Source organism: Candidatus Puniceispirillum marinum IMCC1322, assembly GCF_000024465.1.
Taxonomy (GTDB): domain Bacteria; phylum Pseudomonadota; class Alphaproteobacteria; order Puniceispirillales; family Puniceispirillaceae; genus Puniceispirillum; species Puniceispirillum marinum.
On record NC_014010.1, the window covers coordinates 1,156,942 to 1,182,018 of the forward strand.

Consider the following 25,077-nt stretch of genomic DNA (forward strand, 5'->3'; position numbering starts at 1 on the left):
GGCATACCCTTAGGCACTCCGGCTACGACGTGTCTGACGACGTTCGCGACCACCAGATCCTGCGGCAACCGGTTCACGAAAACGCTTGATCCAATTACGACATTCAGGGTCATTACCATTCATAACATTTGCACCCATTATACCCGTCATTTCTTCAGAATGAAGCGGATTCATGATCGCCGATGTCATGCCTGCACCTGCTGCCATCGATAAAAAGGCAGCATTCATGCCATGCCGGTTTGGCAAACCAAAGGAAATGTTGGAAGCCCCGCAGGTTGTGTTCACCTTAAGCTCATTACGCAACCGAATAATCAGGTCTAGTGCCGAACGCCCCGCCATATTGATGGCGCCAACCGGCATGATCAGCGGATCAACAATGACATCTTCGCGCGGGATACCGTAATCCTCGGCGCGCTCTACAATCATTTTGGCAACCTCATAACGAACATTCGGATCTTCGGAAATGCCGGTTTCGTCATTCGAAATTGCAACAACAGCCGCACCATATTTCTTGACTAGCGGTAAAACAACTTCAAGACGCTCTTCTTCGCCTGTTACCGAATTTACCAACGGCTTACCTTTATAAACAGATAGGCCAGCTTCAAGCGCGGCAACAATCGAACTATCAATCGCCAGCGGCACATCGACAACATCCTGAACCAGCTTGATTGACTCAGCCAGAATGGCCGGTTCGTCAGCCATAGGGATACCCGCATTCACATCAAGCATCGTTGCGCCAGCTTCAACCTGTGCCACGGCATCTGCAATAACCCGCGAATAGTCACCAGCCGCCATTTCGGCTGCTAGTAATTTACGACCTGTTGGATTGATCCGCTCGCCAATGACGCAAAAGGGCGCCTCAAAACCAATGGTAATTTCCTGTTTATCGGATGAAATAAGTGTTTTGGTCATGTGCCTAACTTTCTAAATATGGCTTACCAATTCTAGTGTTAAATTTTTGTAGCGTTGGAGTGTTTCTAGCTTTTGTTTTTTTTCGACAGTAAATGATATTAGGACACACAAAAGAAAGCCGAAGACAATCAGCTGTATCAAATCAAGCAACAATTCTTCCGTCATCAGATTGTCGCATTCATCAGAACATCTAGATTCGTTTATTAGGCTGATTTACGCGCATCACTGGTAATATTGTCTGACCTGAAGTTTGCATGAATCAAATTGTCTTTCAAAGGTTGAATACCAAGTGCCAAACAGACATCGCGTGTTATAAATGGCTTGTTCAAAGTGTAGAAATGAAACTGATCGACACCTTCATCCATTAAATCGACACAAATATCAGTTGCCACGACAACCGATAATATATCCTCTACGTTGTTTCGCTTTGCCATATCAAATTCATGCGCCAGACTATCTGGAATGCTGGCACCACATCGGGCAGCAAATAGTTTGGTCTTTTCCCAGTTTTCGATGGGAAGAATACCTGGCACAATCGGTGTATCAATGCCCGCCTTAACAGCGCGGTCACGAAATCGCAAAAACATGTCAGAGTCAAAAAAGAACTGCGTAATAGCCCCTGTTGCCCCTGCATCAATCTTGCGTTTCAGCCAATCAATATCAGCCCCATCATAAGCGGCATCAGGATGCGGTTCCGGATAAGCGCCAACCCATATCTTGTCAAAATTACGTTTTGCCAGTGCGGCAACAAGCTCAACCGCGTCTGCAAAGCCATCAGGCGTGGGGGTAAATCGACTGGCACCCCCGGGGGCATCGCCACGAAGTGCCACGATCTGTTTTACCCCCACGTCAAGATAGCCTTTTGCAACATTCATCACCGCATGACGCGTGGCATCAACGCATGTTAAATGTGCCGCCACATCCACATGCCATGTCTGCGCAATCGTTTTTGTCATATCCCTTGTCAAATCGCGCGTACTGCCATTAGCCCCATATGTGACCGACACAAATTCAGGATGCAACGGAAGTAGCATATGCAGGGTTTCCCATATGGCAAAACTTGCGCTCAGCGATTTTGGCGGGAAAAATTCAAATGATATTTTAGGTTTTTTGTTATCCACCATGTGCTTGTCCAATTGATAAATCAGTTTCAACAGACGCGATTGTCACATAGTCAAAAAAATGACACAATCTCATAATAATCATATTAATTATGAGGAATAATCATGAATATTGAATTACGTCACTTGCGAAGCATAATGGCCATTCACAATACCGGATCGCTTCAGGCGGCGGCAACGCAGTTGCATGTGACACAATCGGCATTATCGCATCAGATAAAAGCGATACAGGATCAGGTTGGTGTTGATCTGTTTATCAAGAACGTAAAACCAATGCGGCTATCGCCAGAAGGTATGCGCTTTCTTCATGCCGCCGAAAAGATACTGCCCGAGATTGAAGCTCTGAAAGCTAAATTTACAGATATGCAAGACGGAAAGTCTGGTCGGCTTCATATCGCGATTGAATGTCATGCCTGTTTTGAATGGCTGTTTCCGGTGATAAATATATTCCGCGAGGATTTCCCCGACATAGATGTAGATATTCGCCCCGGCTTTGCATTTCGCGCCCTACCCGCATTACATGAAGGTGAGATAGACGTTGTCATTTCATCGGATCCCGAGACCATCAATAATATCGAATTTCTTGATCTTTTTTCATACGCCCCTACCTTCATCGCCGCAAAAAGCAATCCGCTTGCCAAAAAACGATACATCGAAGCAAGTGATTTTGCCGATCAGGTGCTTATCAGCTATCCGGTAGAACGCAACAAACTTGATATTTTCAGTCAGCTTTTGATTCCTGCAAAGGTTGAACCAAAAGCAATAAGACAGGTCGAGCTAACCGCAATCATTTTGTTGCTGGTGGATGCCAATAAGGGGGTTTCGGTGCTTCCCGATTGGGTTATTAGATCAGCCGAAATGAGCAAAGGCACCGTCACCAAGAAGATCACGAAACAAGGCCTTAGACGTAAACTTTATGCTGCTACCCGCAAAAGCGACCTTGATAAAGCATTTATTCAGCGATTCATTGAGCTAAGCCGTAACGGCAAGGCATTCATCAAACCTAGCCAGAGCGGACAATCAGCACTTATTCATGCCGACTGAAATCACGCAACAAGCGCTTCAAAGCCACCTTTAGGCAAGCTTTTGATCTGGCCATCAGCGATAGCCTGTGCGTAAGCCGCCGTTTTGGCAAAACCACCAAACGGATAAAAATGGAAATGCTTGATCATGCAATCTTTGTCAGCCGCCATACCTTCGGCAAGGTCATCAAGAAGGATATGCGGTGATTGTACAGTCATCAATTTAGCTACATTCTTGGCCTGTTTGGCGATAAAGCGCATTGATGGGCCAATGCCCGATACCTGGGCAAAACGGAACAAGGTCTTGATTGTGGCAGGCCCCGGAATACCGACGCGGATTGGCAGATTATTGCCAGCGTCGCGGATCGATTTTTCCCAAGCCAGAACAATATCGGCTTCGAAACAAAACTGGGTTTCGATATAAAGGTTCAAGCCATCGCGCTTGGCCAGCTCATTTTTAAGCATAAGCGCTTCGACGATTTCTTCGTCGCTTATGTCAGGACTACCTTCAGGATGGCCAGCTACACCGATATCAGTGATGCCATATTTCTGAATCAAGCCAGTGTTGAGCACTTCGATGCTAGAGGCAAACTGGCCAACCGGACTGTCAACACCACCGCCAATGACCAGAACTTCGCTAACACCTGCTTTCTGGGTGAACGCCGACAACAATGCGTCAAGCTGGTCAGTATCTTTCAAAGACCGGGCAGCCAGATGGGGTACCGGATTCATGCCATCATTATGCAAACGTTGGGCAACCGCAACCGTATCCATTGGATCACTGCCAGGCAGGAACGTAACATTGACTGTCGTGCCGGGTGCCAGACAATCAGCAAAGCTGTCGATTTTTGACGCTCCATTAGGCGTCACTTCGATTGACCAGTCAGACGCGGCGGCTTGGATTTGTTCGATAGTTGCGGACATTGGTAACCCTCAAAACTCATATATTATTGAAACTACATACGACAATTATTGATCGCATGAACAGTTAAGCAGAATGACAATCGTCTTTTAGCATCAATCAGGATGGCTTGGCGACGCCTTTCTATTTTCCATTTGCGACATCTAAAACAAGTAAGGTTTAGGTGATACGCCACGTAAGCTTAGTCCGTTTACCGTGCCTAATTATTGGGCTGAAAACCGCCATTTTCAACCAGAAGCTTGACCCTTTCGGATGGATAATCATGTTCGAGCTTTTCAGCATGCATGCGGGCTTCTGCATCAAGATCCTCGCCGCATGTAACTGGGTCAGCCCGACGCCATTCGGCCAGATAATCATCAGTCCCATCAGCCCCATCGCGCATCGCCGCCGCGTCAATCGCAATCGAAAACCGCTTGGGAAGTTCAATTTTTGCCTGTTCACGATTCCGGCCACGTCCACGTTCGGCAATGACCTGTGCAGGAATATCGCGCCAATACAGCGTGATTAGATTAGCCATGTTAGCTCCCGTCGAGTTAACTATTTACCGCATTAGCCGTCTGGCTGGCGGTCGAAATGAAATCTGTAAATGCACCATATCCAGCAAAACGATAGTCAAAATCAAGTGCTAACATCGCTGCCGCTGCGCGCGCCTTGGCCAGCAAGGCCGGATCCTCAGTCTGGGCAATATACAATACACGTTTGTAATTACCAAAATACATATCTCGTAACTGCGGGTGCTGGCGCAATCCCATACCCTTCATAACCAGACGTTCAAAATGGCGCACCATATAATCAGTCAGGAAAAAGGTGCCAAGCTCGGCTTCCATTTCGGCGTCAAAATCAGATTTACCTAAAAACATTTCATAGCAGTGTGGCCCCGGAACACGCGGAATTGATTCAGATTCCAGATAGGCGTCAATAGCACCACCTGTTCCACAATCACCATATATCACAACGATATTACGACCAGTTTTCTTGGCGGCATCAATTTTCCGCTTCAGACCTGGCACTATTTTTTCTGGATGGTTATGCCATATCGCTGGCAAGCATGTGAGTTCGACGGCACCAGTCGGTAACTGTTTGGTGATATCAAGAATTTCACGCGCCAACGCACCGCAGGCAATCATCAAAACGCCTGCCGGTGCCTCCACATGCGTTGATGGGCTAGCCAGCCGCCTGTTCTTTCGCACGACGCGCCGCAATCATTTCTTTAGCCGTTTCGACAGCCACCGCCGCATCACGGCAATAGGCGTCAGCACCAACCGAGTCGGCAAAGGCTTCGTTCAAAGGTGCACCGCCAACAAGCACGATATAATCATCGCGAATGCCTTTTTCGATCATCGCATCAACGACAACTTTCATATATGGCATGGTTGTTGTGAGCAAAGCCGACATGCCAAGAATGTCAGGCTTATGTTCTTCAAGCGCTTCAAGATAATTTTCAACCGGATTGTTAATACCAAGATCAATCACGTCAAAACCGGCACCTTCAAGCATCATCGATACAAGGTTTTTACCAATGTCGTGAATGTCACCCTTGACCGTGCCAATAACCATTGTGCCGACACGTGGCGCACCGGTTTCAGCCAGAAGCGGGCGTAGCACAACCATGCCAGCCTTCATGGCGTTTGCCGCCATCAAAACTTCGGGCACAAACAAGATACCATCCCGGAAATCAATGCCGACAATAGTCATGCCTTCGACAAGCGCCTTGGTCAGAACTTCATATGGTGTCCATTTGCGCGCCAGCAGAATGTTAACACCTTCAACGATTTCGTCCTGCAGACCATCATAAAGATCATCATGCATCTGTTGGACAAGTTCGTCATCATCTAGGTCAGCAAGGATAATTTCGTCTTCGTCAGCCATTACGTGACTCCTGCATCAGGCTTTCGCCTCTGATTGATCAAATGTCGTATGATACAAAGCATATTATGCGCTTTTACACCGCATCACTCTGAATTCTTGCGATATTCATGTGTTATAGTTTGAAGCTAACACGACTTTTTATGCTGTTTTTACGACATCATGTCTGAATCAGCTTCACATTTAGATTTTTTGTCCAGCAAACAGCCGGATATCATGTCTAATCTTCGATCTGATGTTTCTGCAAAAGCGGCACACTGATAATAACAAAAATCAATGAAATGCCAGTGATGCCAAAAACTTTAAAGGTAATCCAGTCATCCGTACTAAGAACACGCCATGCAATTTCATTTGCCAGCCCCGTGGTCAAGAACATGAGCGCCCATAACCAGGTAATCAGCCCCCAGCCTTTGTCGGTCAGCTTCATCTGCCCGCCCATAATGGCCGCTAGAGGGTTGCGCCCCATAAGCCGGCCTCCGGCAATCGCCGCCGCCAGGAGGAACGTTACCACCGTTGGCTTGATCTTGATAAACAGCTCATTATCAAAATAAAGTGACAAGCCACCAAAAAAGACCAGCGCCAGACAGCCAAAGGCTGCCATCATCGGAATCCGGCGTTCAAGCCGCCAACTTATGGCCAGTGCAACAAGCGTCGCGCCAACCAGAACTTTGATGCTGAACATCAGATCATGATAAAGATAATTCGCACCAAAGAATAATAGCAATGGCCCCATATCAAGCATAAAGCGGCGGCCAGAATGCGCTGGCTTTTCATCGTGGCTGTCGGTGGATAGTTTGGGTTCGGTCACAATTTTTTCCTATTGAGTCAGTGGATAAGGCACGGGATAGATCACGCGGCAAGTTGCGTAGCAAGCGCTTCGCAGGCGGTTACAGTTTCACGGATAAGCTGGCCACCATCAGCTGAACGCGAACGCGCATCTTCGCCTAGGCTCCGACGCCAAAGCTTGGCACCGCGCTGCCCATTATAAAGCCCAAGCATATGTCGGGTAATAGCATGAAGGGGAACATCTGCCGCGGTTTTAATATCCGCATAATCAGCCATGCTAGCGGCAATATCAGCGCGACTAGGCGGCTTAGTACCGTATAATTCATAGGCAATCTGCGGCAAAATCATCGGCGTTTTATAAGCCGCACGCCCCAGCATCATGCCCGCGAAATCTGGCGCTAATTCCCGCGCTGTATCAAGCGCTACTATGCCACCATTGATATGGATATCAATCGCAGGAAAGGCGCCAACAAGGCGTTTGACGCGGGCATAATCCAAAGGCGGAATATCCCGGTTTTCCTTGGGGCTAAGACCTTTTAGCCAGGCTTTACGGGCATGAACATATAACAATGTGACACCAGCATCAGCCACCGCATGGGTAAAGGCATCAAGCCCAGTTTCAGAATCCATATCATCAATGCCAATCCGGCATTTAACCGAAACAGGCACGTCAAAAGCTGTCGTCACCGATGCCATGGCACTACAACATTCGGCAACCAAGGCTGGCTCGGCCATAAGACAAGCACCAAAGCGGCCAGATTGCACACGATCCGACGGACAGCCAACATTGAGATTAATTTCGGCAAACCCGTAATCCATCGCAATTCTTGATGCTTTTGCCAGTTTTTCTGGATCACTTCCGCCAAGTTGCAAAGCCAAGGGATGCTCAGCCAGATCATGCCCTAGCAAACGTTCACAATCGCCATGGATGATGGCATCCGCTGTCACCATTTCAGTGAATAGCAATGCGTCAGGCGCAACAAGACGGAGGAAAAAACGGCAATGCCGGTCCGTCCAATCCATCATCGGCGCCACCGACAGGCGGCGATCAATATGCTGTCGGTTATGGTTCGTCATGTTTGCCTTATACGACAAAAAATCGAAAAAATCTAACCTTGAGAGGGCGCGGGGCTAGGGCTCTAAATAACGTCAAACGGATTGCGGCCTTTGGGGTCATCCACTGCTAGCACAAAAGCGTCAGGATCACGGCTAATTTCCTTATCAAGACGTGCGCGTGCCGTATCAGCATCAACCCAACCGGTACCCGTGATCGCCTGCCAATTATAGGCACCGTCAAAATCGAGAATACGTGCCAGAATTTTATGCTGATCACGACCTGCATTTACATGAATGTATATGGCACCTGCATCCGCATCACCGCGGCGCACCAGAACGCAATCAATCAGTTCCTGGCTGGCATAGCGCAATGCCGCCGCAACCAGCATGCCCGACTTCAGCCGCGCCATATCAACCAGCCCTTGGCCACGCAAAACGAAAATCGGAAGATAGCCTAAAAGTCACTACAGCGGCCTTTTTGTTCCCAATCGCCATATCGGGTGGGTTCGGGGCCTTTGGGACCATTGCGTTCAACTGGCACCAAAGTTTCGGCCGCCACATCAGGCGGGATGGGCTTTTTATCATCCGGAGATGGCGCGCTAGACGTGTTTTTCTTGTCTCGTGTCATATTAAAGTATATGCCCCTTATCACTGCCAAAAACAAGGCGGCTCGGTACATTGCCGGGGATACCGCATCACATACGGTGATGCAGGCTGTTTGACCGACAGTTCGTGAAGCACCTTTTGAAGATGGAACACCCAATGAGTGATGACGCAACCAAGCCTGAAGCACCAGCATTGCCCACCTTAAAACTAAAGCCAAAAGCACCCAAGCCAGTAGCAAGAGCGCAAAAGCCAACCAGCAAACGGGGGGCAAAACCAGATATGGGAAAGGCAAACGCCAAACCCAAAACGGCAAACCAACCCAAACCTGACACACAATCGATTCTAAAAAGCCGGCAAATCTGCTATGAATTGTTGTGCGCTGTCGAAGCGGGTAGCCAGCTTGACCATGCGCTTAAAGCCCAAGAAGATATCAGCAAACTCGATGATCGTGACCGCCGCTTTGTTCGTTTGCTGGCAACCACATGCCTGCGTCGCCGTGGACAAATTGAGAAGGTCATCGCGCCGATGATATCGCGGCGACCTTTTGGCGCACAAGCCAATGCAAATTTGATTCTTCTGATGGGCGCAGTGCAGTTGCTTATTCTAAAAACGGGGGCACATGCCGCCGTCGATAGCACCGTTGAGCTTATGCGCCAATCAGGTTTTGATCGGCTATGTGGTATGGCCAATGCGGTTATGCGGCGGCTAACACGCGAGGGCGATACCCGTTTTGAAACGACGACGCCTATTGACAATCTTCCTGACTGGCTCTTGCAAAGCTGGAACGAACATTGGGGGCAGGATGCCACCAGCAAACTTGCCGAAATAGCGATGAATCCACCACCGCTTGATATTTCAGCAAAGGCCAATCCCGAAGCCATGGCAAGCACGCTAGAAGGTACATTGATCGATAATTACACGATCCGCCGTGCCTTTGATGGCGACCCATCGCGCCTAGCCGGATTTGCCGATGGCGAATGGTGGGTTCAGGACGCCGCCGCCGCCCTGCCGGCAAGGCTTCTTGGTGATGTCAAGAGCAAGGACGTTATTGATCTATGCGCGGCACCAGGGGGAAAAACAGCCCAGTTGATCGCCGCTGGCGCCACTGTCACCGCGATTGACAGCGGTCGCAAACGCATTGACCGATTACGGCGCAATCTAGGGCGATTGGGTATGAAAGCTAGCTTAAAACAGGTTGACGGACGACAGTTCGTACCTGATATGCCGGTTGATGCCATTCTTCTTGATGCGCCTTGCTCGGCAACCGGCACCTTGCGTCGTCGCCCCGATATTCTGGGACGACGCCAACCTGAAGACATCGAGTCCTTGCAAAATCTGCAATGGGAGCTGGCAACAACCGCGTTGGGCTGGTTAAAGGCTGGTGGGCAACTTGTCTATGCGACATGTTCACTGCAACCCGAAGAAGGCGAGGAGATGATCAGTGCCATTATCGACGCTGGTGAGGACAAGGTAGTTATTGACCCCATCACCCCTGATCAAGCCGGTATTTTTGCGCGGTCGCTGACCAAAGAAGGCACTTTGCGTATCCTGCCACATCAGTATGATGATATCGGTGGGGTGGATGGATTTTTTGCGGCACGTCTTATTGCGCTGGTGTAACCGGATTTTAACGGTCATGTGTTAAGCTTAGGTTGATCTTGTGATTAGGACATGACCCAACCCAAATGATCTCAATACAATTTGCTGAATGACAGCTCTCTGCATTAAGGTTCTCAAAGGCAATCTAAGGCAATCTCTGGATAGAGCGTAAATTTACTGAATGGCATCGCATGAAAACCATATAAAGCCGGGGCAAAGTAAGGCATGGAAGGTGGGCAGGCTGGAACAGCTGTTTCGCCGCAGCGGTCTGTTCCGGTGGCCATTAGCACGTCATGAGCGTGCTATAATCAATGGCGGTTTGCAGGATAACTGGCGTGGCAATGCGGCTGATGGTGCGGTGTTTTTAGGCGCGGCACATGCTGATAGCGTTCAAAGCCACTCATTTCACAATTTCAACTGGCTACGCGATTTGCGCGCACGCGGCGGTAATGACGCCCGCACAGCCGCCCGCAGGCTTATTGAAAGCTGGTTGGATAAAAATCACAACTGGCATCCAGAATACTGGCAACCCGATATCATGGGCACGCGTATATCCAACCTGTTGTTCTGTTATGGCTGGTATGGCGAATCTGCTACTGAAGAATTTCAGAACAAACTGGCCGCATCGGTTGCCCGGCAAGCACATTGTCTGGCCTTGGACTGGCGGCGGCTTAACAGTAACGATAGAAAAATCACCGCGCTAAAGGGGCTGGCTATTGCCGAGGCTGCGCTTGGCTGTTCGCAAGATGAGATGCAAGCGTTATTAAACATCGCAATGCCACGAATCGAAGCCCAGATTTTTGATGATGGCGGCCATAAAAGCCGGATGCCGGAAACACATTTCTATATGTTACGCGACCTGATAGAATTAAGAAGTGCATCAGCCTTTGCCGGATTGGGCGAAGATAAGACGCTGGATCGTATTATTGCCAAAATGGGCACCATCTGTCGTATGTGGCGACATGGGAGTGGTTCATTTACGCATATGAATGGTGCGGGCATCGTACCGGCTGATCTTATCGACGAAACTTTAGCCCGCGCCGGATCACGCGGCAAGGTTCTGCAACATGCCCCCTATTCCGGTTTCATGCGCTTTTCATCGGGTCGTTCAACCATCATCATGGATATTGGCACCCCATGTAATGAGGCCAACATCACCGGATTTGGCACATTGGGGTTTGAATTTAGTTTCGGGTCAAATTTATTGATTGTTAATCCGGGGCAACCGCCTGTTGCTGAAAATCTTCATCGATTGCTTTGTTCAACATCGGCGCATTCAACGCTGAGTCTTGATGGACAAAATTCGTCGTCACCTGCCGATAATCGCACGGCCAGTACAAGTGATATTGAATTTGGTCAGGTTGATGGCGGCTTTATGACAACAGCCAGTCATAGCGGTTATGAAAAATCACATGGCATTGTGCATCAGCGGACATTATATCTGGCTACAAATGGCGGCAATCTGCGCGGAGCTGACCGGCTGGAATATACTGGCGCGCCTGGCGAATTACCGCGTCAGGCGATTATCCGCTTTCACCTACATCCAAAGGTAAGCGCCGCCATTTTGGGTAATGGCCGTGTGCTGATGAAAATCCGGGGCAACCGGATAGGTTGGATCTTCAAAGCTGGACAATGTAGCGTTTCGATTGACACATCTATCTATTTTGACGCTGGCGTGCGCCAGGCAGCACAGCAGATTGTTCTGACCGCGCCGATGACGAATATCCGCTCGGTTGGCAGTCAAGACATCAAGTGGGCGTTCCAGCGTAACGATACGGTTTGAGTTCGATTACCATTACGTCTTTACGCAAATTATTAACACCCCTATTTTGCTTTTAAGAGGTTTTGCAGACACCTCGTGAGGCGCCAGCCAAAGCTTGCATCCACTTGTTTCATTTTTAATAATGGAGGGATGTATTATGGCGTCACCAGCTGAAATAACTATTCAACAATTGAACCGATTAATTGGCACCCCAGCGGCACCAATGATAATTGATGCGCGTATAGAAGCGGATTTTGATGAAGACCCGCGCGTCATTCCCAGTGCAATTCGTCACCCGCATGACTCGACTGAAACACTGTTAAACCAGATTAATGACCGTTCTGTAGTCGTTTACTGCCAGAAAGGGCACAAAATCAGTCAGGGAATGGCTGCATTGCTAAGGTCATATGGCGTCAAAGCCGAATTTCTTCAGGGAGGACAGATGGGATGGGCTAGCAATAATTCACCGTTAGTAGAATGGACAAAAATTCCGTTAAATGCCAACGGGCATAGTTTATGGGTCACACGACATCGCCCAAAGATTGACCGTATCGCTTGTCCATGGCTTATTCGCCGTTTTGTTGATGCAAAGGCACAATTCCTTTTTGTAGCCCCAGACGAAGTTATGAATGTCGCCACAAAATTTAATGCAACACCATTCGATATAGAGGATGTGTTCTGGAGCCATCGTGACGAATTCTGCACATTTGACGTCATGGTCAAGGAGTTTGGACTTAATATCGAAGCCCTGAAAGAATTAGCAAACGTTATCCGAAGTGCCGATACTAACCGTCATGATCTTGCACCTCAGGCGGCTGGTTTATTAGCTTTTTCTGTTGGAATGTCACGAATGTTTCGCGAAGATATTGTACAGCTTGATAAAAGCATGCTTCTTTATGACGCCCTGTTTCGCTGGGCACGGGATGGCATGAATGAAAGTCATGACTGGCCTACAAGCAAGGGATAGTATCGTGAAACAAGCAAGCCCAACGATTACAGATAGCTTCTGGCTCTGGCTAAAAATCGGACTATTATCCTTTGGTGGCCCTGCAGGGCAAATGGCATTGATGCATCGCGAAATTGTCGAGCGCAAAGGCTGGTTAAGCGAAAAACAATATCTCAATGCGCTAGGATTTTGCATGCTGTTGCCTGGCCCCGAAGCGATGCAGCTAGCCACCTATGCCGGATGGCGTCTGCATGGTGTTATGGGCGGGTTGATTGCCGGATTATTGTTCGTCATTCCGGGGGCGCTGGTAATACTGGCACTGGCAACCGGATATGTGATGTTTGGAACGAACAGCCTTGTTGCGGCGTTGTTTCTGGGTATCAAATCAGCTGTTGTCGTCATTGTCATTCAGGCCTTGATAAAGGTCGGGCGGCGCGCTTTATCAGGCTGGCATCACTGGCTGATCGCACTGGGTGCGTTTCTTGGTATTTTTGCCCTTAATCTGCCCTTTCCCCTGATTGTCGGCATTGCCGCCATCATCGGCTTCATACAGGGGCAATCATTGCCAAACACGGCCACCATAGAGCATCGCGCTAGAGTGGCATCAATGCGGCCAAAATTGACAGAAGCCGCGCGTCCGGCGGTGTTATGGCTTTTCATCTGGCTGTTACCTCTGGTGCTGGTCGGGTTGATCGATGACCGTGAGATACTGGCAGCGATAGGTGTGTTTTTCTCGAAATTGTCGGTGGTGACATTTGGCGGTGCCTATGCTGGCCTTGCCTATCTTGGTCAAGATGTAGTTGATAAATTTCACTGGCTGACCACAACCGAAATGATGGATGGCTTGGGGCTGGCTGAAACCACACCAGGCCCACTGATTCTGGTCACTGAATTTGTTGGTTTTATTGCCGGATATCGCAGTGGCGGCGAAACCAACTTTGCCTATGGTGTGGCAGGCGCGATGGTTGCGCTATGGGCGACATTTGCTCCCTGTTTCTTATGGATATTCGTTGGCGCCCCCTATATCGAATGGATCACCGCACAACCGCGATTGCAATCAGCACTAGCCGCGATAACGGCGGCTGTTGTCGGGGTGATTGCCAATCTGTCAATCTGGTTTGCCGCCCATGTGTTTTTTGCCGATGTGGTCACCCAGTCCTTTGGCTTTGTGCGCATCATTGTGCCATCAACGCCCGATGTCATAGCCATAATTATGGCTGGCGCCTCGGCATTGATGCTGTTCCGGCTGAAATGGGATGTCTGGTATATTGTGTTGGCGGCGGCGATCATGGGCTGGGCCACGAGCTTTATCTAGCGCATGATGAGGGAGCATAGTCCGGATAATTCCAGTGGTCAGGTAATTGCCTTTTTGGCTGGCTTGGGTCATAACCTAGCCTTGCTGGATCTTTGATCCAGAATTCGTCTATCCCCTGTTTCATTGCTGGACATGTGACTATGATACGCCCTATCCGCCGCGCCCTTTTATCGGTTTCAGACAAGACCGGCCTTGCCGCCTTTGCCGCCACTTTGGCAGCAGCAGGAATCGAGCTATTATCGACCGGAGGCACGGCAAAAATGCTACGCGAAGCCGGACTAGATGTGACCGACGTTTCGGCTGTTACCGGCTTTCCCGAAATTATGGATGGACGTGTCAAAACCTTGCATCCGAAAATCCATGGCGGATTGCTTGCACGGCGCGATAATGACGCCGATCTTGCCGCGATGAAAGCCGAATCCATCGACAATATCGATTTGCTGGTGGTGAATCTATATCCTTTTGAAGCCACTTTAAAACGCACCGATGACCGCAGCGAACTAATCGAAAATATTGATATTGGTGGACCCGCGATGATCCGTGCAGCCGCAAAAAACCATGATTTTGTGACTGTGATCTGCGATCCGGCTGATTATGAGGTAGCAGGATCAGAAATCATAACCCATGGTGGCACCAGCCTTGCGCTACGCCAGAAGCTAGCGATGACTGCCTTTGCCCGTACCGCCGCCTATGATAGCGCAATTGCTAACTGGATGGCATCAGATGAAGCTAATCTGCCCAAGAGTGCGAGTCTTGCTGGTACCCGTGTCAACGCGCTACGTTATGGCGAAAACCCGCATCAGCAAGCCGCCCTCTATAGCCATGGCGACGACCGTCCGGGCGTGACCAACGCACGCCAGCTTCAGGGCAAGCCTCTATCCTATAACAATATCAATGACACGAATGCCGCCTTTGAACTTGTCGCCGAATTTGATGCGCCAACAGTGGCGATTATCAAGCACGCCAATCCGTGCGGAGTGGCCAGTGCCGGCAGCATGACCGACGCATGGCAACACGCGCTGGCTGCCGATCCAGTAAGTGCCTTTGGCGGGATCGTTGCGTTGAACCGGCCACTTGACGAAGCGCTTGCCCATGCCATCACCAGCATTTTCACCGAAGTTGTGATTGCGCCAGACGCGTCGGATGCAGCAATCGCCGTAATGCAGGCCAAACCCAATCTGCGGCTTTTGCTGACCGGGGCGATGCCTGATCCGGCGGTCTCTGCGCCTGTTTTCAAATCAGTGGCAGGCGGATTTCTGGTGCAAACACGCGATAATGGCATCATCACCCGCAATGATCTGAAGATCGTGACGCGACGAATCCCGTCTGACGCCGAGATTGACGATATGCTGTTTGCGTGGAAAGTCACCAAGCATGTCAAATCCAACGCGATCGTATTTGTCAAAGACGCGATCACTGCCGGTGTCGGGGCTGGCCAGATGAGCCGGATCGATTCGGCGCGTATCGCCGTGCAAAAGGCGGCAGATATGGCCAAGTTGAACGGCTGGGACACCCCGCGCACCACAGGGTCGGTAGCCGCATCGGACGCATTTTTCCCGTTTGCCGACGGGCTGGAAGCGATTGCCAAGGCCGGTAGCACGGCGATTATCCAGCCTGGCGGATCAATGAAAGATGACGAGGTCATCGCGGCGGCGGATGAGGTCGGTCTGGCGATGGTCTTTACCGGCATGCGGCATTTTAATCATTAGGGGTAGTGGGGCTGAACCGCCTTTAGCACCTTGCGCATCAGGCTAGGCAGGTCGGCAGCGCGCGGGGTGACCCAGTTGGCATCAATCCCGTCAGGCAGATCAGGACTTATGCCTGTATCAAGGCGTGTCACGGCAACCTGCATATCGAGGGCAAAATGCGTGAAAACATGCTGTACCGGATCATCCAGAATCACCCAGTCAGCCGCAAAAGGTGCATCATCAAGACTAGCGACACTGTCGGGGGCACGGTGATCCCATCCGACTGAGGGAAACGCCAGCATCCCGCCAAGCAACCCTTTATCCGGACGTTTGACCAGCAGACAACGCCCCTCGGCATCAAACGCGACAAAGGCAATGCCGCGACGTGCCGGCTTTGGCTTTTTAGCGGTCTTTACCGGAAAGCTGGCGGCGGTACCTTGCCGCCCCGCAATGCAGGATGTGGCTAGCGGACAGCTACTGCATCCGGGGGCTTTGACCGTGCAGACGGCATTGGCAAAATCCATCAATGCCTGTGGAAAATCGGACGGGCGCTGATCTGGACGGATAGCTGCATAAATTGCGCTGATTTCCACCTTGGCCGCTGGTAACGGCGTGGTAACAGCATATTGGCGCGCCAGCACACGTTCGATATTACCATCAACAACGGTTGAGTGCTGACCAAAGGCAATGGCACTGATGGCCCCGGCGGTATAGGGGCCGATGCCGGGTAAATCACGCAAACCGCCTACATCGGCTGGAAATATACCGCCAAGCTCAAACGCGACTTTGTTAGCCGCTTTATGCAAATTGCGCGCCCGCGCGTAATAGCCAAGCCCCGCCCATGCCGCCAGCACATCATCAAGCGGCGCGCTGGCAAGGGCTGTCACGTCAGGCCAGCGGCGCGTGAAATCAAGAAAATAGGGAATCACAGTTGCCACAACGGTCTGCTGTAGCATGATTTCGGATAGCCAGACATGATAGGCAGGTGCCAAGGCTGGCCAGCGGTGGCGCCATGGCAAATCGCGTCCATGACGATCATACCATGCAAACAAAGCCACCGGGTCAAAGGCACTATCATTTACACTTATGTCACTATTGTGGGTAACCATTTGTGTATCGGCATGATTATTAGGCATAATGACCTTGTTGCCCTCTGTTAAGGGGTTACATACACCGCCCACCTGTTAGTGATTGGCATTTATTTAACTACATTATTGTGGTTAAGCATGCCAGACTGTTAAAGATTCATATGACATCTGATCGATAGATCATAAAACCCATAGTCCAAATATAAGCCAGTATGCCAATGAGCGAACCGAAGCAACCACACCGCAAAAACCGTATGTCCAGACTGTCAACGATGGTCGAAGATATGGTAGCACCAAGCGCACAGGCACGCGGGTTTGTTATCAGCCGCCTGATTTCGCATTGGCCAGACATTGTCGGGGATATTGCCGAATGGTGCCAGCCTGCCAGCTTATCCTTTGATCGTGGCAAACAAAATGACGGAGTGCTAAAACTGGCGATCACTTATGGGCGGGGCCCCCAAGCGCAAGCCATGAGTGCGCAGATCATAGACCGTGTAAATGCGGCCTTTGGTTATAATGCGGTTGGCCGGATCACGCTGGTACAAAGCCTATCGCCGCCAGCAAAGACCGAATCGAGCGAGCAAGGCATATCTTCGGACGATGCCAATGCGCCTGATATATGGTCGCTGGATGAAAAGCTGAAGAAGGTGGCCTCGCCCGAATTACGCGCAGCCTTGCGCCGACTTGGGACACCGCTTGATAAATCCTGAATTCAGGCATGTCTTTGTCCTTAATCATGCCATATTCTTGCGAAATATATAGCCCATAGCTAGATTCATCGATTGCTCACCTTTAACCCTTGGATTACAATCAGACCCATGACAAAGACTGACATCACATACAAATCTATTACAACCAGCATCTCGCGGCGGCATTTTTCCTCAGGCCTGTTTGGTGCCGCTATCACCGTGGCAAGTCCGTTTGTGGCAAGCATGCAAGCATTGGCAGCTGACGATGATATTATTGCCCATATCAGTGCCCCACGTATTATGGGCAATGCCAAGGCACCGATCAAAGTTGTCGAATATTTCTCGATGACTTGTGGGCATTGTGCCAATTTTCACAATGTCACCTTTCCAAAGGTCAAAAGCGATATGATCGAACGTGGGCTTATTCAGTTTGAAATGCGCCCTTTCCCGCTTGACGGGCTTGCTTTGCGCGGACATGCGCTAGCACGATCATTGCCAGCAACCAGATATTTTCCGATGGTTAAGGCGTTGATGTCACAACATAAACAATGGGTGCGCGCCGAAGATCCATTGGCTGCACTTATGAAAATTGCCCGCCTTGCTGGTATCAGCGGCGCCGAATTCAACAAAATTATGAGTAATCGGGCTTTGCTGGAAAAGCTTGTCGAAATGCGTCAAGCAGCGCTGGATGACTGGAATGTCAGTTCAACGCCAAGTTTTGTTATCAATGATGACAAGCTGTTATCAGGCAATATGAATTATGAAACATTTGCCGAAGAAATAAACGCTTATGGCGCTTAAGTTCCTATAGACATTTGATGAGCGCAAACACGTGATTTTCCGCACCCTGAAAATGGCAGGTTTCAAATCTTTTGCCGAAGTGGCCGAAGTTGAAATCGAATCCGGGTTGACTGGCATTGTCGGGCCGAATGGCTGTGGCAAATCCAATGTCGTCGAGGGTTTGCGCTGGGTAATGGGTGAAAGTTCGGCACGGCAGATGCGTGGCGGCGAAATGGATGATGTGATTTTTGCCGGCACCGACCAGCGGCCAGCCCGTAACCTTGCTGAAATCACCTTGAAGCTGGATAACAGCAAGCGTCGCGCGCCCGCCGAATTCAACAATGACGATGAATTGGAAATCACCCGTAAAATCGAGCGTGGCAAAGGCAGTAGCTATTATGTCAACGCCAAACCAGCCCGCGCTCGTGATGTGCAACTGCTATTTGCCGATACCGCGACAGGCGCACGTTCATCTGGCATTGTCAGTCAGGGACGTATTGGGGCGATTGTGGGGGCGAAACCGGTGGATCGACGTGCCTTGCTGGAAGAAGCGGCCAATATCCGCGGCTTGCATGCCCGCCGTCATGAAGCCGAATTACGTCTGCGGGCTGCCGAAACCAATCTTGAGCGGCTCGATGACGTTATTGCCGGCCTTATCGAACAACGCGATTCATTAAAGAAACAGGCGCGTCAGGCGGCGCGTTACCGTTCGGTTGCCGATCGCATCCGACAAGCCGAAGCACAATTGCTTTTTGCCCGTTGGACAAGCGCCCAGAATGATCTGGCCGGCGCCGAAGCCGATCTAAATCAGGCAAAATTGTTAGTCGCAAGCAGAACCTCAGAGGCAGCCACTATTGCCACAACACGCAGTGAGCTTGCGGCGCAATTGCCCCCACTTCGGAATGCCGAAGCCGCGCGTGCTGCTGAATATCAACGCCTCGCCATCGGCCATGACGAACTTGACCGCGAAGAAGCCCGCCTGAAAGAGGCGCTGCATCAGCTAGACGCCCAGCAGGCACAGATTAACGCCGACATCAATCGTGAAAATGGTTTACGCGAAGACGCCAAGATTGCCATTGAAGCCCTCACCAGCGAAACCGAAACGCTTCAGCAACAGATTGATGACGCCGCGCCGCGCCGTGAAGCCGCGCGCACCGGACTGGAAGCCGCCCGCGCCCATGCAAACACTGCCGAAGTAGCGCTTGCCGATGCTAGCGCTTTATTGAGATCAGCGGCAACATCACGCAATGGCCTGACAACACGGCTAAATGATCTACTTGCCAGACGGCAAAAAGCGACACAAAGTCTTGCCGATCTGTCACTGGACGCGCTTGGGGCTCAAACCAAAGTATCAAGTGCCGGACTTGTTGAGGCCGAGGCCAATTTTGCCAACGCACAAAAAGCGTTGGAAAAAGTCGAAGCCACTCTTGGAGATGCACAGACGCTTGCTGATACGACCAAAGCTGATGAACGTGAAACCGAAGCGCAAATCACCCGCATTCAGGCTGAAATCGACGCGCTTGAATATCTGCTTGCCGATAATGGCGAAAATCAAGATACGCCAATTGTTGATCAACTTTCGGTTAAAGATGATATGGAAACAGCCTTGGCCGCCTATCTGGCTGATGAATTGACCGCCCCAGCCGATACAGGCACGCATAGCTATTGGCGTGATGGCATGGCACATAGCGATCTAACACCGCCTGAAGGTACTTTGCCGCTAGCTGATTTTGTCAGCGGGTCAAATGCACTGAACAGTGCCCTTGCCGGTGTTGGCGTTGTCGAGGATGAAGCCACAGCCGAATCCATACAGTCATCGCTTCGCCCAGGACAGGCGGTTACCACCAAAAGCGGACATCTATGGCGATGGGACGGATTTGTCCGGCATGCCAACCAGAATGACCGAAGTGCCGAACGAATCCGCCAGCGCCGTCGTCTTGAAACGTTGCAGACAGATGCCATAAAACTGGGTAAAGATGCCGAAGCGATGGCCGAAAAAACCGCATCTGCACAGCAGGCTCTCGATACAAACCGCGCGGCTGTTCAACATGCCCGTCAGGCATCTATTGCCAGTGAACAGTCTTTTGGTGAAGCACGCCGTCGTGCCGAATCAGATGCCCTCAAACTATCTGCTGGTAAGGAACGCGCAACCGAACTGGCCGCAAATCTTGATACGCTTATTGCCGATATAAAGGTCTGCGAAACACAACTGGCCGAACTTGGTGACGAAACCATGCTTGCCGATCAAGAGACATCATGCCGCAATATGGCCGAACAGGCCCGACAGACGCTAAACCAAGCGATGCAGGCAGATACACGACTTGAAGAAATTCTGCGCACTGCTGACGAACGATTGACATCATCCAGCACCGAGCAGACCGCATGGCAACGCCGACTTGATGGCGCCGCAAGCCGTGTCGCCGAATTAGAAACACGGTTTGAAAATGGCAAGCAGGAACAGCAACGCCTTGAGCAGATGCCCGCCGATATTGAAAAGCGCCGTCTGGAAATGGGGGATCGGCTGGAAGCTGCCAATACCGCCCGTCAGGAAGCCAGCGACCTGCTGATCAAAGCCGAAACCCAACTTGGCGAGGTCGAAACCGCCCAGCGGATCGCCGAAGGGGCACTTGGCGAAGCCCGGGAAAGCCAAATTCGTGCCGAGGGCGCGCAAGAGCGTGGCAAAGCGCTGTTGCATGATATTAAAGACCGTATTCATGAAAAACTAGACTGCACACCCGATCAGATTGCCGAGATTGCCAATGTAGAATCAGCTGATGCCTTGCCACCAGTGGCCACATTGGATGATAAGGTGCAGCGGCTTTTGCGCGAGCGTGACAATATTGGCCCCGTTAATTTGCGCGCCGAAGTCGAAATGGAAGAAGTCGCCAGTCGCATCGCCAACATGGAAGCGGAAAGTGAAGATTTGCTAGCCGCCATAGCAAAATTACGCGCCGCGATCAGCCAGTTGAACCGTGAAGGCCGTGAACGATTACTGGCCAGTTTTGCCGAAGTGAATGGCCATTTCAAAGAATTATTCAAAAAGCTATTTGGCGGTGGCACTGCCGAATTACAGCTTACCGAAGCCGACGACCCCCTTGAAGCTGGGCTGGAAATTATGGCTAGCCCGCCAGGCAAACGCCTGCAATCACTGTCGTTACTATCTGGCGGCGAACAGGCTTTGACAGCATTAGCCATCATTTTTGCTGTATTTTTGACCAATCCAGCGCCAATTTGTGTGCTTGATGAGGTTGATGCCCCGCTTGACGATTCGAATGTAGCGCGTTTCTGCGACTTGCTTCGTGATATTGTCGGCAAAACCGAGACCCGATTCCTTGTAATCACTCATCACCGTATGACCATGGCCCGTATGGATCGTCTATTCGGAATTACGATGGAACAGCGTGGGCTGTCAAAACTGGTATCTGTCGATCTTCAAGCTGCCGAAAGAATGCGTGATACGGCGGTAGCTTAGCCTGATTTTGGTGTCTGAAAGACTGGTTAAGTTAGCAACTTTTGCACCCCCCACAACACCCCCAGAAGCTGCGTCAATTTTGGCTCTATTGAATGCTTGACAAAAGCCGATGCAGTCCCCTATTTTGAGCGCGTTTTAAGCGTGGCTGAACCATGTGCGTAATTGCATGAATTTGGCTACTCCCAAGCGAAAAGGTGCATTAGACAAACGACAGGAAACCTTCCTTATCCAAGTTGGATAACGGTACAAACCCGCCTCTGTAATAGTGATGAGTCGGGGATCTGGAACTGCTGAATGAGCGTTGATGATAATGAAGGCGGTGATAAGCGCCTAAAAGATATCGAACGCCGCATCAATGCGATGCAACAGGAGACTCAGAAAGGTGACCAACCAAGCCGGTCTGCCCTTCCGAAAGGAATGGGGGCAATTATGGGCCGGGTAGCAACCGAACTGGTTGCTGGTGTCATAGTCGGGGCTTTTATCGGATGGGCACTGGATAAATGGCTGGATACATCACCATTATTTCTATTGGTGTTGTTTTTCTTAGGCGCCATTGCCGGCATGCTTAATGTGTGGCGTATTTTTACCGGTCGCGGTCTAGCGGCAGGTTATTTCGACGAGCATAAGCAGACGTCGGATACAGATAAGGAGCGAGAGAGGAATGAGTAACTCTCAAGGAATGCATTCACCGGTCGCGCAATTTGAGATCAAGCCTATTTTTGATCTTTCAATTGGTGGTCAAGACGTCTCCTTTACCAATTCAAGCCTTTTCATGTTGCTCGCAATTGTGGTGAGCTCGGTTTTTCTGATTTCGGCGATGCGTAAGCGTGAACTGATCCCTGGCCGTATGCAGGGACTGGCCGAGATGATGTATGAGTTTGTCGCTGATATGGTGCGCAGCAATGTCGGTAATGAAGGCCGTCCTTACTTTCCATTTATTTTTACGCTGTTTGTGTTTTTGCTGTTCGGCAATTTGCTTGGTCTGATTCCCTATTCATACACATTCACATCACAGATAGTTGTGACATTCGTTATGGCAGCCTTCGTTTTCCTGGCGTTGACTGTACTCGCGCTGTTTAAGCATGGTCTGCATTTCTTCAGCTTCTTTGTACCTGCAGGTGCACCAAAGGCGCTGATACCGTTTCTGATTATTATTGAGGTGATCTCGTATTTTGTGCGCCCTGTCAGCCTTTCGGTTCGACTGTTCGCTAATATGCTTGCTGGTCACACTATGCTGAAGGTATTTGCCGGTCTGGCAGTGATGATTTCAGGTGTTGGTGGCGCTGCTATGGCAGGGTCTATCTTCCCGTTTATCGCCCTGATTGGCCTGACCGGACTTGAAGTATTGGTGGCCGTGCTACAAGCCTATGTATTCACCATTTTGACATGTATGTATTTGAATGACGCTTTGCATCTTCACTAGAAGATGAGGCGCAACGCATTCCGCTAGCGTAATCAATAGCGGTGTTGATTAATCGAACTGTTTAAACATGGAAGGACTATTAAAATGGACGCAGAAGCTGCAAAAATGATCGGTGCCGGTTTGGCCGTTATCGCTCTTCATGGTGTTGCCCTTGGTATTGGCAACATCTTTTCGGCACTTGTAACCTCTATTGCACGCAATCCTGCGGCACGTAGCGAAGTATTTGGCATCGGTATTCTTGGTTTTGCCTTGACCGAAGCTATTGCGCTGTTTGCTCTTGTTGTTGCGCTATTGCTATTGTTTGCTCTTTAAAGGCAGGCCATTTCATTCCATGACTTGTCTGTCGGGATACTGGCAGACAAGCAAGGGGATATTAATGAAGAACCAATTTAAAATATTGAAGTGCATGTCAGTTGTTTCGACGATAACACTTGTCAGCCATTCTGCATTTGCCGCCGATGCTGGTAAGCCAGGTTTGCCGCAACTTGACGTCACAACATGGCCATCTCAGATTTTCTGGCTTATTGTGCTGTTCGCGATTGGCTATGTCATCATGTCCCGTATCGTAACACCACGCATTGGCACTGTGCTTGAAGAACGTCGTAAACGGCTTGATGATGATCTGGCTAAAGCCCGTGAATCAAGCGAAGATGCTGCCAAGATCCGTGCTGGCTACGAAGAAACACTGGAAACGGCCAGAGCAGAGGCCGCCGCATATGCCAAAGACGCCGCTGTCAAAGCGACACAAAGCGCAGAAGCTGCCAATGCCAAACTCAGCAAGAAGCTGGCAACCAAAGCGCAGGCGGCTGAAGCCAAGCTGGCAAAGGCGCGGTCTGAAGCTATGGAAAGTCTCAATGCTGTTGCTGTTGATGCCGCTATTGCCGCTACCCAGCATTTAACAGGCATCAAGGCCACCAAAGCGCAAGCCGAAAAAACGGTCAAGTCACTGGCTAAAACGATGACCCCGCAGGAGAGTAACTGATGGAAGACGGTATCGTAATGGAGTCAGTCTGGGTTGCAGTTGCCTTTGTGTTTTTTGTTATACTGGTATGGAAAAAAGCGGGTGCGGTACTAGCCACTATGCTGGATGAACGTTCTGAAAAAATCAGAGCTGATCTTGCAGAGGCAAAAGATCTGCGTGACGCAGCCATCACCGAATTGCATAATTATCAACGGCTTCATCGCGAAGCTGCCGATGAAGCAAAGGTAATCATCAAAAATGCCGAAATCACGGCTGAACGTATTCGCGAAACTGCTGAAAAGAACGCTAATGATGCCGTAAAACGGCGGGAAGCGCAGGCCACCGCTAAGATCAAGGCGGCTGAAGCCAATATGGTTGCCGAACTTCGGGAACGTGCAGCCAGTCTGGCTGTCGCCACCGCCACTGAAATTATCAGTAGCAAGCTGGACAAAGATGCCAGCCTGGCGATGATTGACGAAGCTGCGGCAGAAATCGAAAAGCTGAACTAGACCAGATCAAAACCCATATATAAAAGGCGCCGCGCAGCGCCTTTTTATTTGTCTTTGATTTATGATTTAGTGATTTGGTTGCAAACTAAGAACGATACGGCCACCAACAGGCACCTCGAAGTCCATCTCAGCAACCGGATAGAGTTTAGCAACATCTTTATCAAAACCGTTGCGGTACCCAAACACATCGTTAGAGATCACGACATCATTAGCATCGAGAATAGCGGTCATCATGGGCACCGCCACGATATCTGCTAACGCATTCTGATTAAGATTACGTGATAATTTCAATCCTGCCTTAATTTCCATTTTAATTGTACCATCATTCTGCGCTTTGCAACTCGACCGTACACCGTTAAAGCGGACATCAACGATCTGCTTGCTTTCATCAGCCTGAACAAAGACACGGGCGCCTTCTTCTGGTGCAGTTACCGATGGGCACACAACCACAGTATCTGATTTGGAACATGCCGCCATTGCCACGAACGAACATCCGAGCAAATAGCCAAACAGCCGCGAAGAGGAAAATAAAGAGGATTTTAAGTGTTTCATAT

General features: G+C 50.1%; 26 protein-coding genes. 14 read left to right on the plus strand and 12 right to left on the minus strand.

Annotated elements, in window-relative coordinates; translation table 11 throughout:
• Window positions 1-9: 9 nt before the first annotated feature.
• Both SAR116_RS05520 and SAR116_RS05525 read right to left on the minus strand, forming a co-directional pair.
• The gene (locus SAR116_RS05520; RefSeq protein WP_013045953.1) at window positions 10-912 is read right to left on the minus strand and encodes a methyltetrahydrofolate cobalamin methyltransferase; all 903 of its coding nucleotides are present in this window, start codon (window positions 910-912) and stop codon (window positions 10-12) included.
• A 203-nt stretch (window positions 913-1,115) separates the two neighbouring features.
• Window positions 1,116-2,036 (minus strand): methylenetetrahydrofolate reductase, encoded by a 921-nt coding sequence (locus SAR116_RS05525; RefSeq protein ID WP_013045954.1) that lies wholly within the window; start codon window positions 2,034-2,036, stop codon window positions 1,116-1,118.
• A gap of 102 nt (window positions 2,037-2,138) precedes the next feature.
• On the opposite strand from SAR116_RS05525, the gene SAR116_RS05530 reads away from it, so the two are divergent.
• A complete protein-coding gene (locus tag SAR116_RS05530; RefSeq protein ID WP_013045955.1) occupies window positions 2,139-3,077 on the plus strand; it encodes a LysR family transcriptional regulator in 939 nt (312 codons plus the stop codon).
• Window positions 3,078-3,079: 2 nt separating this feature from the next.
• Here the strand turns inward: SAR116_RS05530 and SAR116_RS05535 are convergent, their stop codons facing one another.
• The 8 genes from SAR116_RS05535 to SAR116_RS13480 all read right to left on the minus strand — a co-directional run bounded on the left by SAR116_RS05535 (window position 3,080) and on the right by SAR116_RS13480 (window position 8,313).
• Window positions 3,080-3,979 carry a methylenetetrahydrofolate reductase gene (locus SAR116_RS05535; RefSeq protein ID WP_013045956.1) on the minus strand — a complete coding sequence of 300 codons (900 nt, stop codon included), beginning with the start codon at window positions 3,977-3,979 and terminating at the stop codon, window positions 3,080-3,082.
• 197 nt (window positions 3,980-4,176) lie between these two features.
• Entirely contained in the window at window positions 4,177-4,494 is a 318-nt protein-coding gene (locus SAR116_RS05540) for a virulence factor (protein ID WP_013045957.1), read from the minus strand.
• Window positions 4,495-4,510: 16 nt separating this feature from the next.
• Window positions 4,511-5,167, minus strand: a complete 657-nt coding sequence (locus SAR116_RS05545; RefSeq protein WP_013045958.1) for a DUF1638 domain-containing protein — start codon at window positions 5,165-5,167, stop codon at window positions 4,511-4,513.
• Window positions 5,142-5,846 (minus strand): cobalamin B12-binding domain-containing protein, encoded by a 705-nt coding sequence (locus SAR116_RS05550; RefSeq protein WP_013045959.1) that lies wholly within the window; start codon window positions 5,844-5,846, stop codon window positions 5,142-5,144. The genes SAR116_RS05545 and SAR116_RS05550 overlap by 26 nt, the downstream gene beginning before the upstream one ends.
• A 217-nt stretch (window positions 5,847-6,063) precedes the next feature.
• Window positions 6,064-6,651 (minus strand): inner membrane-spanning protein YciB, encoded by a 588-nt coding sequence (locus tag SAR116_RS05555; protein ID WP_013045960.1) that lies wholly within the window; start codon window positions 6,649-6,651, stop codon window positions 6,064-6,066.
• A gap of 41 nt (window positions 6,652-6,692) precedes the next feature.
• Window positions 6,693-7,706, minus strand: a complete 1,014-nt coding sequence (gene dusA, locus SAR116_RS05560) for a tRNA dihydrouridine(20/20a) synthase DusA (protein ID WP_013045961.1) — start codon at window positions 7,704-7,706, stop codon at window positions 6,693-6,695.
• A 62-nt stretch (window positions 7,707-7,768) separates the two neighbouring features.
• On the minus strand, window positions 7,769-8,095 hold the full coding sequence (locus tag SAR116_RS05565) for a DUF1491 family protein (protein ID WP_013045962.1): 327 nt from the start codon (window positions 8,093-8,095) through the stop codon (window positions 7,769-7,771).
• A 44-nt stretch (window positions 8,096-8,139) separates the two neighbouring features.
• Window positions 8,140-8,313, minus strand: coding sequence for a DUF1674 domain-containing protein (locus SAR116_RS13480; RefSeq protein ID WP_083775261.1), 174 nt, complete (start codon window positions 8,311-8,313; stop codon window positions 8,140-8,142).
• A gap of 134 nt (window positions 8,314-8,447) precedes the next feature.
• On the opposite strand from SAR116_RS13480, the gene SAR116_RS05570 reads away from it, so the two are divergent.
• From SAR116_RS05570 to purH, 5 genes are all read left to right on the plus strand, one after another.
• Entirely contained in the window at window positions 8,448-9,911 is a 1,464-nt protein-coding gene (locus SAR116_RS05570) for an RsmB/NOP family class I SAM-dependent RNA methyltransferase (RefSeq protein ID WP_049757487.1), read from the plus strand.
• A gap of 160 nt (window positions 9,912-10,071) precedes the next feature.
• Window positions 10,072-11,673, plus strand: coding sequence for a heparinase II/III family protein (locus SAR116_RS05575; RefSeq protein ID WP_013045964.1), 1,602 nt, complete (start codon window positions 10,072-10,074; stop codon window positions 11,671-11,673).
• 136 nt (window positions 11,674-11,809) lie between these two features.
• A complete protein-coding gene (locus SAR116_RS05580; protein ID WP_013045965.1) occupies window positions 11,810-12,619 on the plus strand; it encodes a chromate resistance protein ChrB domain-containing protein in 810 nt (269 codons plus the stop codon).
• On the plus strand, window positions 12,585-13,913 hold the full coding sequence (gene chrA, locus SAR116_RS05585) for a chromate efflux transporter (RefSeq protein ID WP_013045966.1): 1,329 nt from the start codon (window positions 12,585-12,587) through the stop codon (window positions 13,911-13,913). The genes SAR116_RS05580 and chrA overlap by 35 nt, the downstream gene beginning before the upstream one ends.
• Window positions 13,914-14,047: 134 nt before the next feature.
• Complete coding sequence (purH, locus tag SAR116_RS05590) at window positions 14,048-15,622, plus strand: bifunctional phosphoribosylaminoimidazolecarboxamide formyltransferase/IMP cyclohydrolase (protein ID WP_041860790.1); 1,575 nt, start codon at window positions 14,048-14,050, stop codon at window positions 15,620-15,622.
• Here the strand turns inward: purH and mutY are convergent.
• Window positions 15,619-16,737 (minus strand): A/G-specific adenine glycosylase, encoded by a 1,119-nt coding sequence (mutY, locus tag SAR116_RS05595; protein ID WP_013045968.1) that lies wholly within the window; start codon window positions 16,735-16,737, stop codon window positions 15,619-15,621. The genes purH and mutY overlap by 4 nt on opposite strands.
• A gap of 170 nt (window positions 16,738-16,907) precedes the next feature.
• Here mutY and SAR116_RS05600 point away from each other — a divergent pair, with 170 nt between their 5' ends.
• The 8 genes from SAR116_RS05600 (at window position 16,908) to atpF (ending at window position 24,523) form a co-directional block, all read left to right on the plus strand.
• A complete protein-coding gene (locus SAR116_RS05600) occupies window positions 16,908-17,399 on the plus strand; it encodes a DUF721 domain-containing protein (RefSeq protein ID WP_041860791.1) in 492 nt (163 codons plus the stop codon).
• Between the two features lie 108 nt (window positions 17,400-17,507).
• Window positions 17,508-18,179, plus strand: a complete 672-nt coding sequence (locus SAR116_RS05605) for a DsbA family protein (RefSeq protein WP_013045970.1) — start codon at window positions 17,508-17,510, stop codon at window positions 18,177-18,179.
• A 52-nt stretch (window positions 18,180-18,231) separates the two neighbouring features.
• The gene (locus tag SAR116_RS05610) at window positions 18,232-21,630 is read left to right on the plus strand and encodes an AAA family ATPase (protein ID WP_013045971.1); all 3,399 of its coding nucleotides are present in this window, start codon (window positions 18,232-18,234) and stop codon (window positions 21,628-21,630) included.
• 294 nt (window positions 21,631-21,924) lie between these two features.
• Complete coding sequence (locus SAR116_RS05615; RefSeq protein WP_013045972.1) at window positions 21,925-22,299, plus strand: AtpZ/AtpI family protein; 375 nt, start codon at window positions 21,925-21,927, stop codon at window positions 22,297-22,299.
• Window positions 22,292-23,053 carry a F0F1 ATP synthase subunit A gene (locus SAR116_RS05620; protein WP_013045973.1) on the plus strand — a complete coding sequence of 254 codons (762 nt, stop codon included), beginning with the start codon at window positions 22,292-22,294 and terminating at the stop codon, window positions 23,051-23,053. Before SAR116_RS05615 ends, SAR116_RS05620 begins: the two co-directional genes overlap by 8 nt.
• Before the next feature lie 84 nt (window positions 23,054-23,137).
• Window positions 23,138-23,365: a F0F1 ATP synthase subunit C gene (locus tag SAR116_RS05625; protein WP_013045974.1), complete on the plus strand. Its 228-nt coding sequence runs from the start codon at window positions 23,138-23,140 to the stop codon at window positions 23,363-23,365.
• 64 nt (window positions 23,366-23,429) lie between these two features.
• Window positions 23,430-24,035, plus strand: a complete 606-nt coding sequence (locus SAR116_RS05630; protein ID WP_013045975.1) for a F0F1 ATP synthase subunit B family protein — start codon at window positions 23,430-23,432, stop codon at window positions 24,033-24,035.
• On the plus strand, window positions 24,035-24,523 hold the full coding sequence (atpF, locus tag SAR116_RS05635; protein ID WP_013045976.1) for a F0F1 ATP synthase subunit B: 489 nt from the start codon (window positions 24,035-24,037) through the stop codon (window positions 24,521-24,523). The genes SAR116_RS05630 and atpF overlap by 1 nt, the downstream gene beginning before the upstream one ends.
• A gap of 66 nt (window positions 24,524-24,589) precedes the next feature.
• On the opposite strand, the gene SAR116_RS05640 is transcribed toward atpF, so the two are convergent.
• A complete protein-coding gene (locus SAR116_RS05640; protein ID WP_013045977.1) occupies window positions 24,590-25,075 on the minus strand; it encodes a hypothetical protein in 486 nt (161 codons plus the stop codon).
• Window positions 25,076-25,077 lie beyond the last annotated feature (2 nt).

What these genes read in the sequence shown, in the direction of transcription:
- atpF (WP_013045976.1), top strand. Translation starts at nt 24,035, where the DNA reads ATGGAAGACGGTATCGTAATGGAGTCAGTCTGGGTTGCAGTTGCCTTT.
- SAR116_RS05580 (WP_013045965.1), top strand. Translation starts at nt 11,810, where the DNA reads ATGGCGTCACCAGCTGAAATAACTATTCAACAATTGAACCGATTAATT.
- SAR116_RS05520 (WP_013045953.1), bottom strand. Translation starts at nt 912, where the DNA reads ATGACCAAAACACTTATTTCATCCGATAAACAGGAAATTACCATTGGT.
- SAR116_RS05570 (WP_049757487.1), top strand. Translation starts at nt 8,448, where the DNA reads ATGAGTGATGACGCAACCAAGCCTGAAGCACCAGCATTGCCCACCTTA.
- SAR116_RS05575 (WP_013045964.1), top strand. Translation starts at nt 10,072, where the DNA reads ATGGCATCGCATGAAAACCATATAAAGCCGGGGCAAAGTAAGGCATGG.
- SAR116_RS05565 (WP_013045962.1), bottom strand. Translation starts at nt 8,095, where the DNA reads ATGGCGCGGCTGAAGTCGGGCATGCTGGTTGCGGCGGCATTGCGCTAT.
- SAR116_RS05525 (WP_013045954.1), bottom strand. Translation starts at nt 2,036, where the DNA reads ATGGTGGATAACAAAAAACCTAAAATATCATTTGAATTTTTCCCGCCA.
- SAR116_RS05630 (WP_013045975.1), top strand. Translation starts at nt 23,430, where the DNA reads ATGAAGAACCAATTTAAAATATTGAAGTGCATGTCAGTTGTTTCGACG.
- SAR116_RS05550 (WP_013045959.1), bottom strand. Translation starts at nt 5,846, where the DNA reads ATGGCTGACGAAGACGAAATTATCCTTGCTGACCTAGATGATGACGAA.
- SAR116_RS05620 (WP_013045973.1), top strand. Translation starts at nt 22,292, where the DNA reads ATGAGTAACTCTCAAGGAATGCATTCACCGGTCGCGCAATTTGAGATC.
- dusA (WP_013045961.1), bottom strand. Translation starts at nt 7,706, where the DNA reads ATGACGAACCATAACCGACAGCATATTGATCGCCGCCTGTCGGTGGCG.
- SAR116_RS05610 (WP_013045971.1), top strand. Translation starts at nt 18,232, where the DNA reads ATGGCAGGTTTCAAATCTTTTGCCGAAGTGGCCGAAGTTGAAATCGAA.
- SAR116_RS05600 (WP_041860791.1), top strand. Translation starts at nt 16,908, where the DNA reads ATGAGCGAACCGAAGCAACCACACCGCAAAAACCGTATGTCCAGACTG.
- SAR116_RS05640 (WP_013045977.1), bottom strand. Translation starts at nt 25,075, where the DNA reads ATGAAACACTTAAAATCCTCTTTATTTTCCTCTTCGCGGCTGTTTGGC.
- SAR116_RS05605 (WP_013045970.1), top strand. Translation starts at nt 17,508, where the DNA reads ATGACAAAGACTGACATCACATACAAATCTATTACAACCAGCATCTCG.
- chrA (WP_013045966.1), top strand. Translation starts at nt 12,585, where the DNA reads ATGAAAGTCATGACTGGCCTACAAGCAAGGGATAGTATCGTGAAACAA.
- SAR116_RS05625 (WP_013045974.1), top strand. Translation starts at nt 23,138, where the DNA reads ATGGACGCAGAAGCTGCAAAAATGATCGGTGCCGGTTTGGCCGTTATC.
- SAR116_RS13480 (WP_083775261.1), bottom strand. Translation starts at nt 8,313, where the DNA reads ATGACACGAGACAAGAAAAACACGTCTAGCGCGCCATCTCCGGATGAT.
- mutY (WP_013045968.1), bottom strand. Translation starts at nt 16,737, where the DNA reads ATGCCTAATAATCATGCCGATACACAAATGGTTACCCACAATAGTGAC.
- SAR116_RS05540 (WP_013045957.1), bottom strand. Translation starts at nt 4,494, where the DNA reads ATGGCTAATCTAATCACGCTGTATTGGCGCGATATTCCTGCACAGGTC.
- SAR116_RS05615 (WP_013045972.1), top strand. Translation starts at nt 21,925, where the DNA reads ATGAGCGTTGATGATAATGAAGGCGGTGATAAGCGCCTAAAAGATATC.
- SAR116_RS05535 (WP_013045956.1), bottom strand. Translation starts at nt 3,979, where the DNA reads ATGTCCGCAACTATCGAACAAATCCAAGCCGCCGCGTCTGACTGGTCA.
- SAR116_RS05530 (WP_013045955.1), top strand. Translation starts at nt 2,139, where the DNA reads ATGAATATTGAATTACGTCACTTGCGAAGCATAATGGCCATTCACAAT.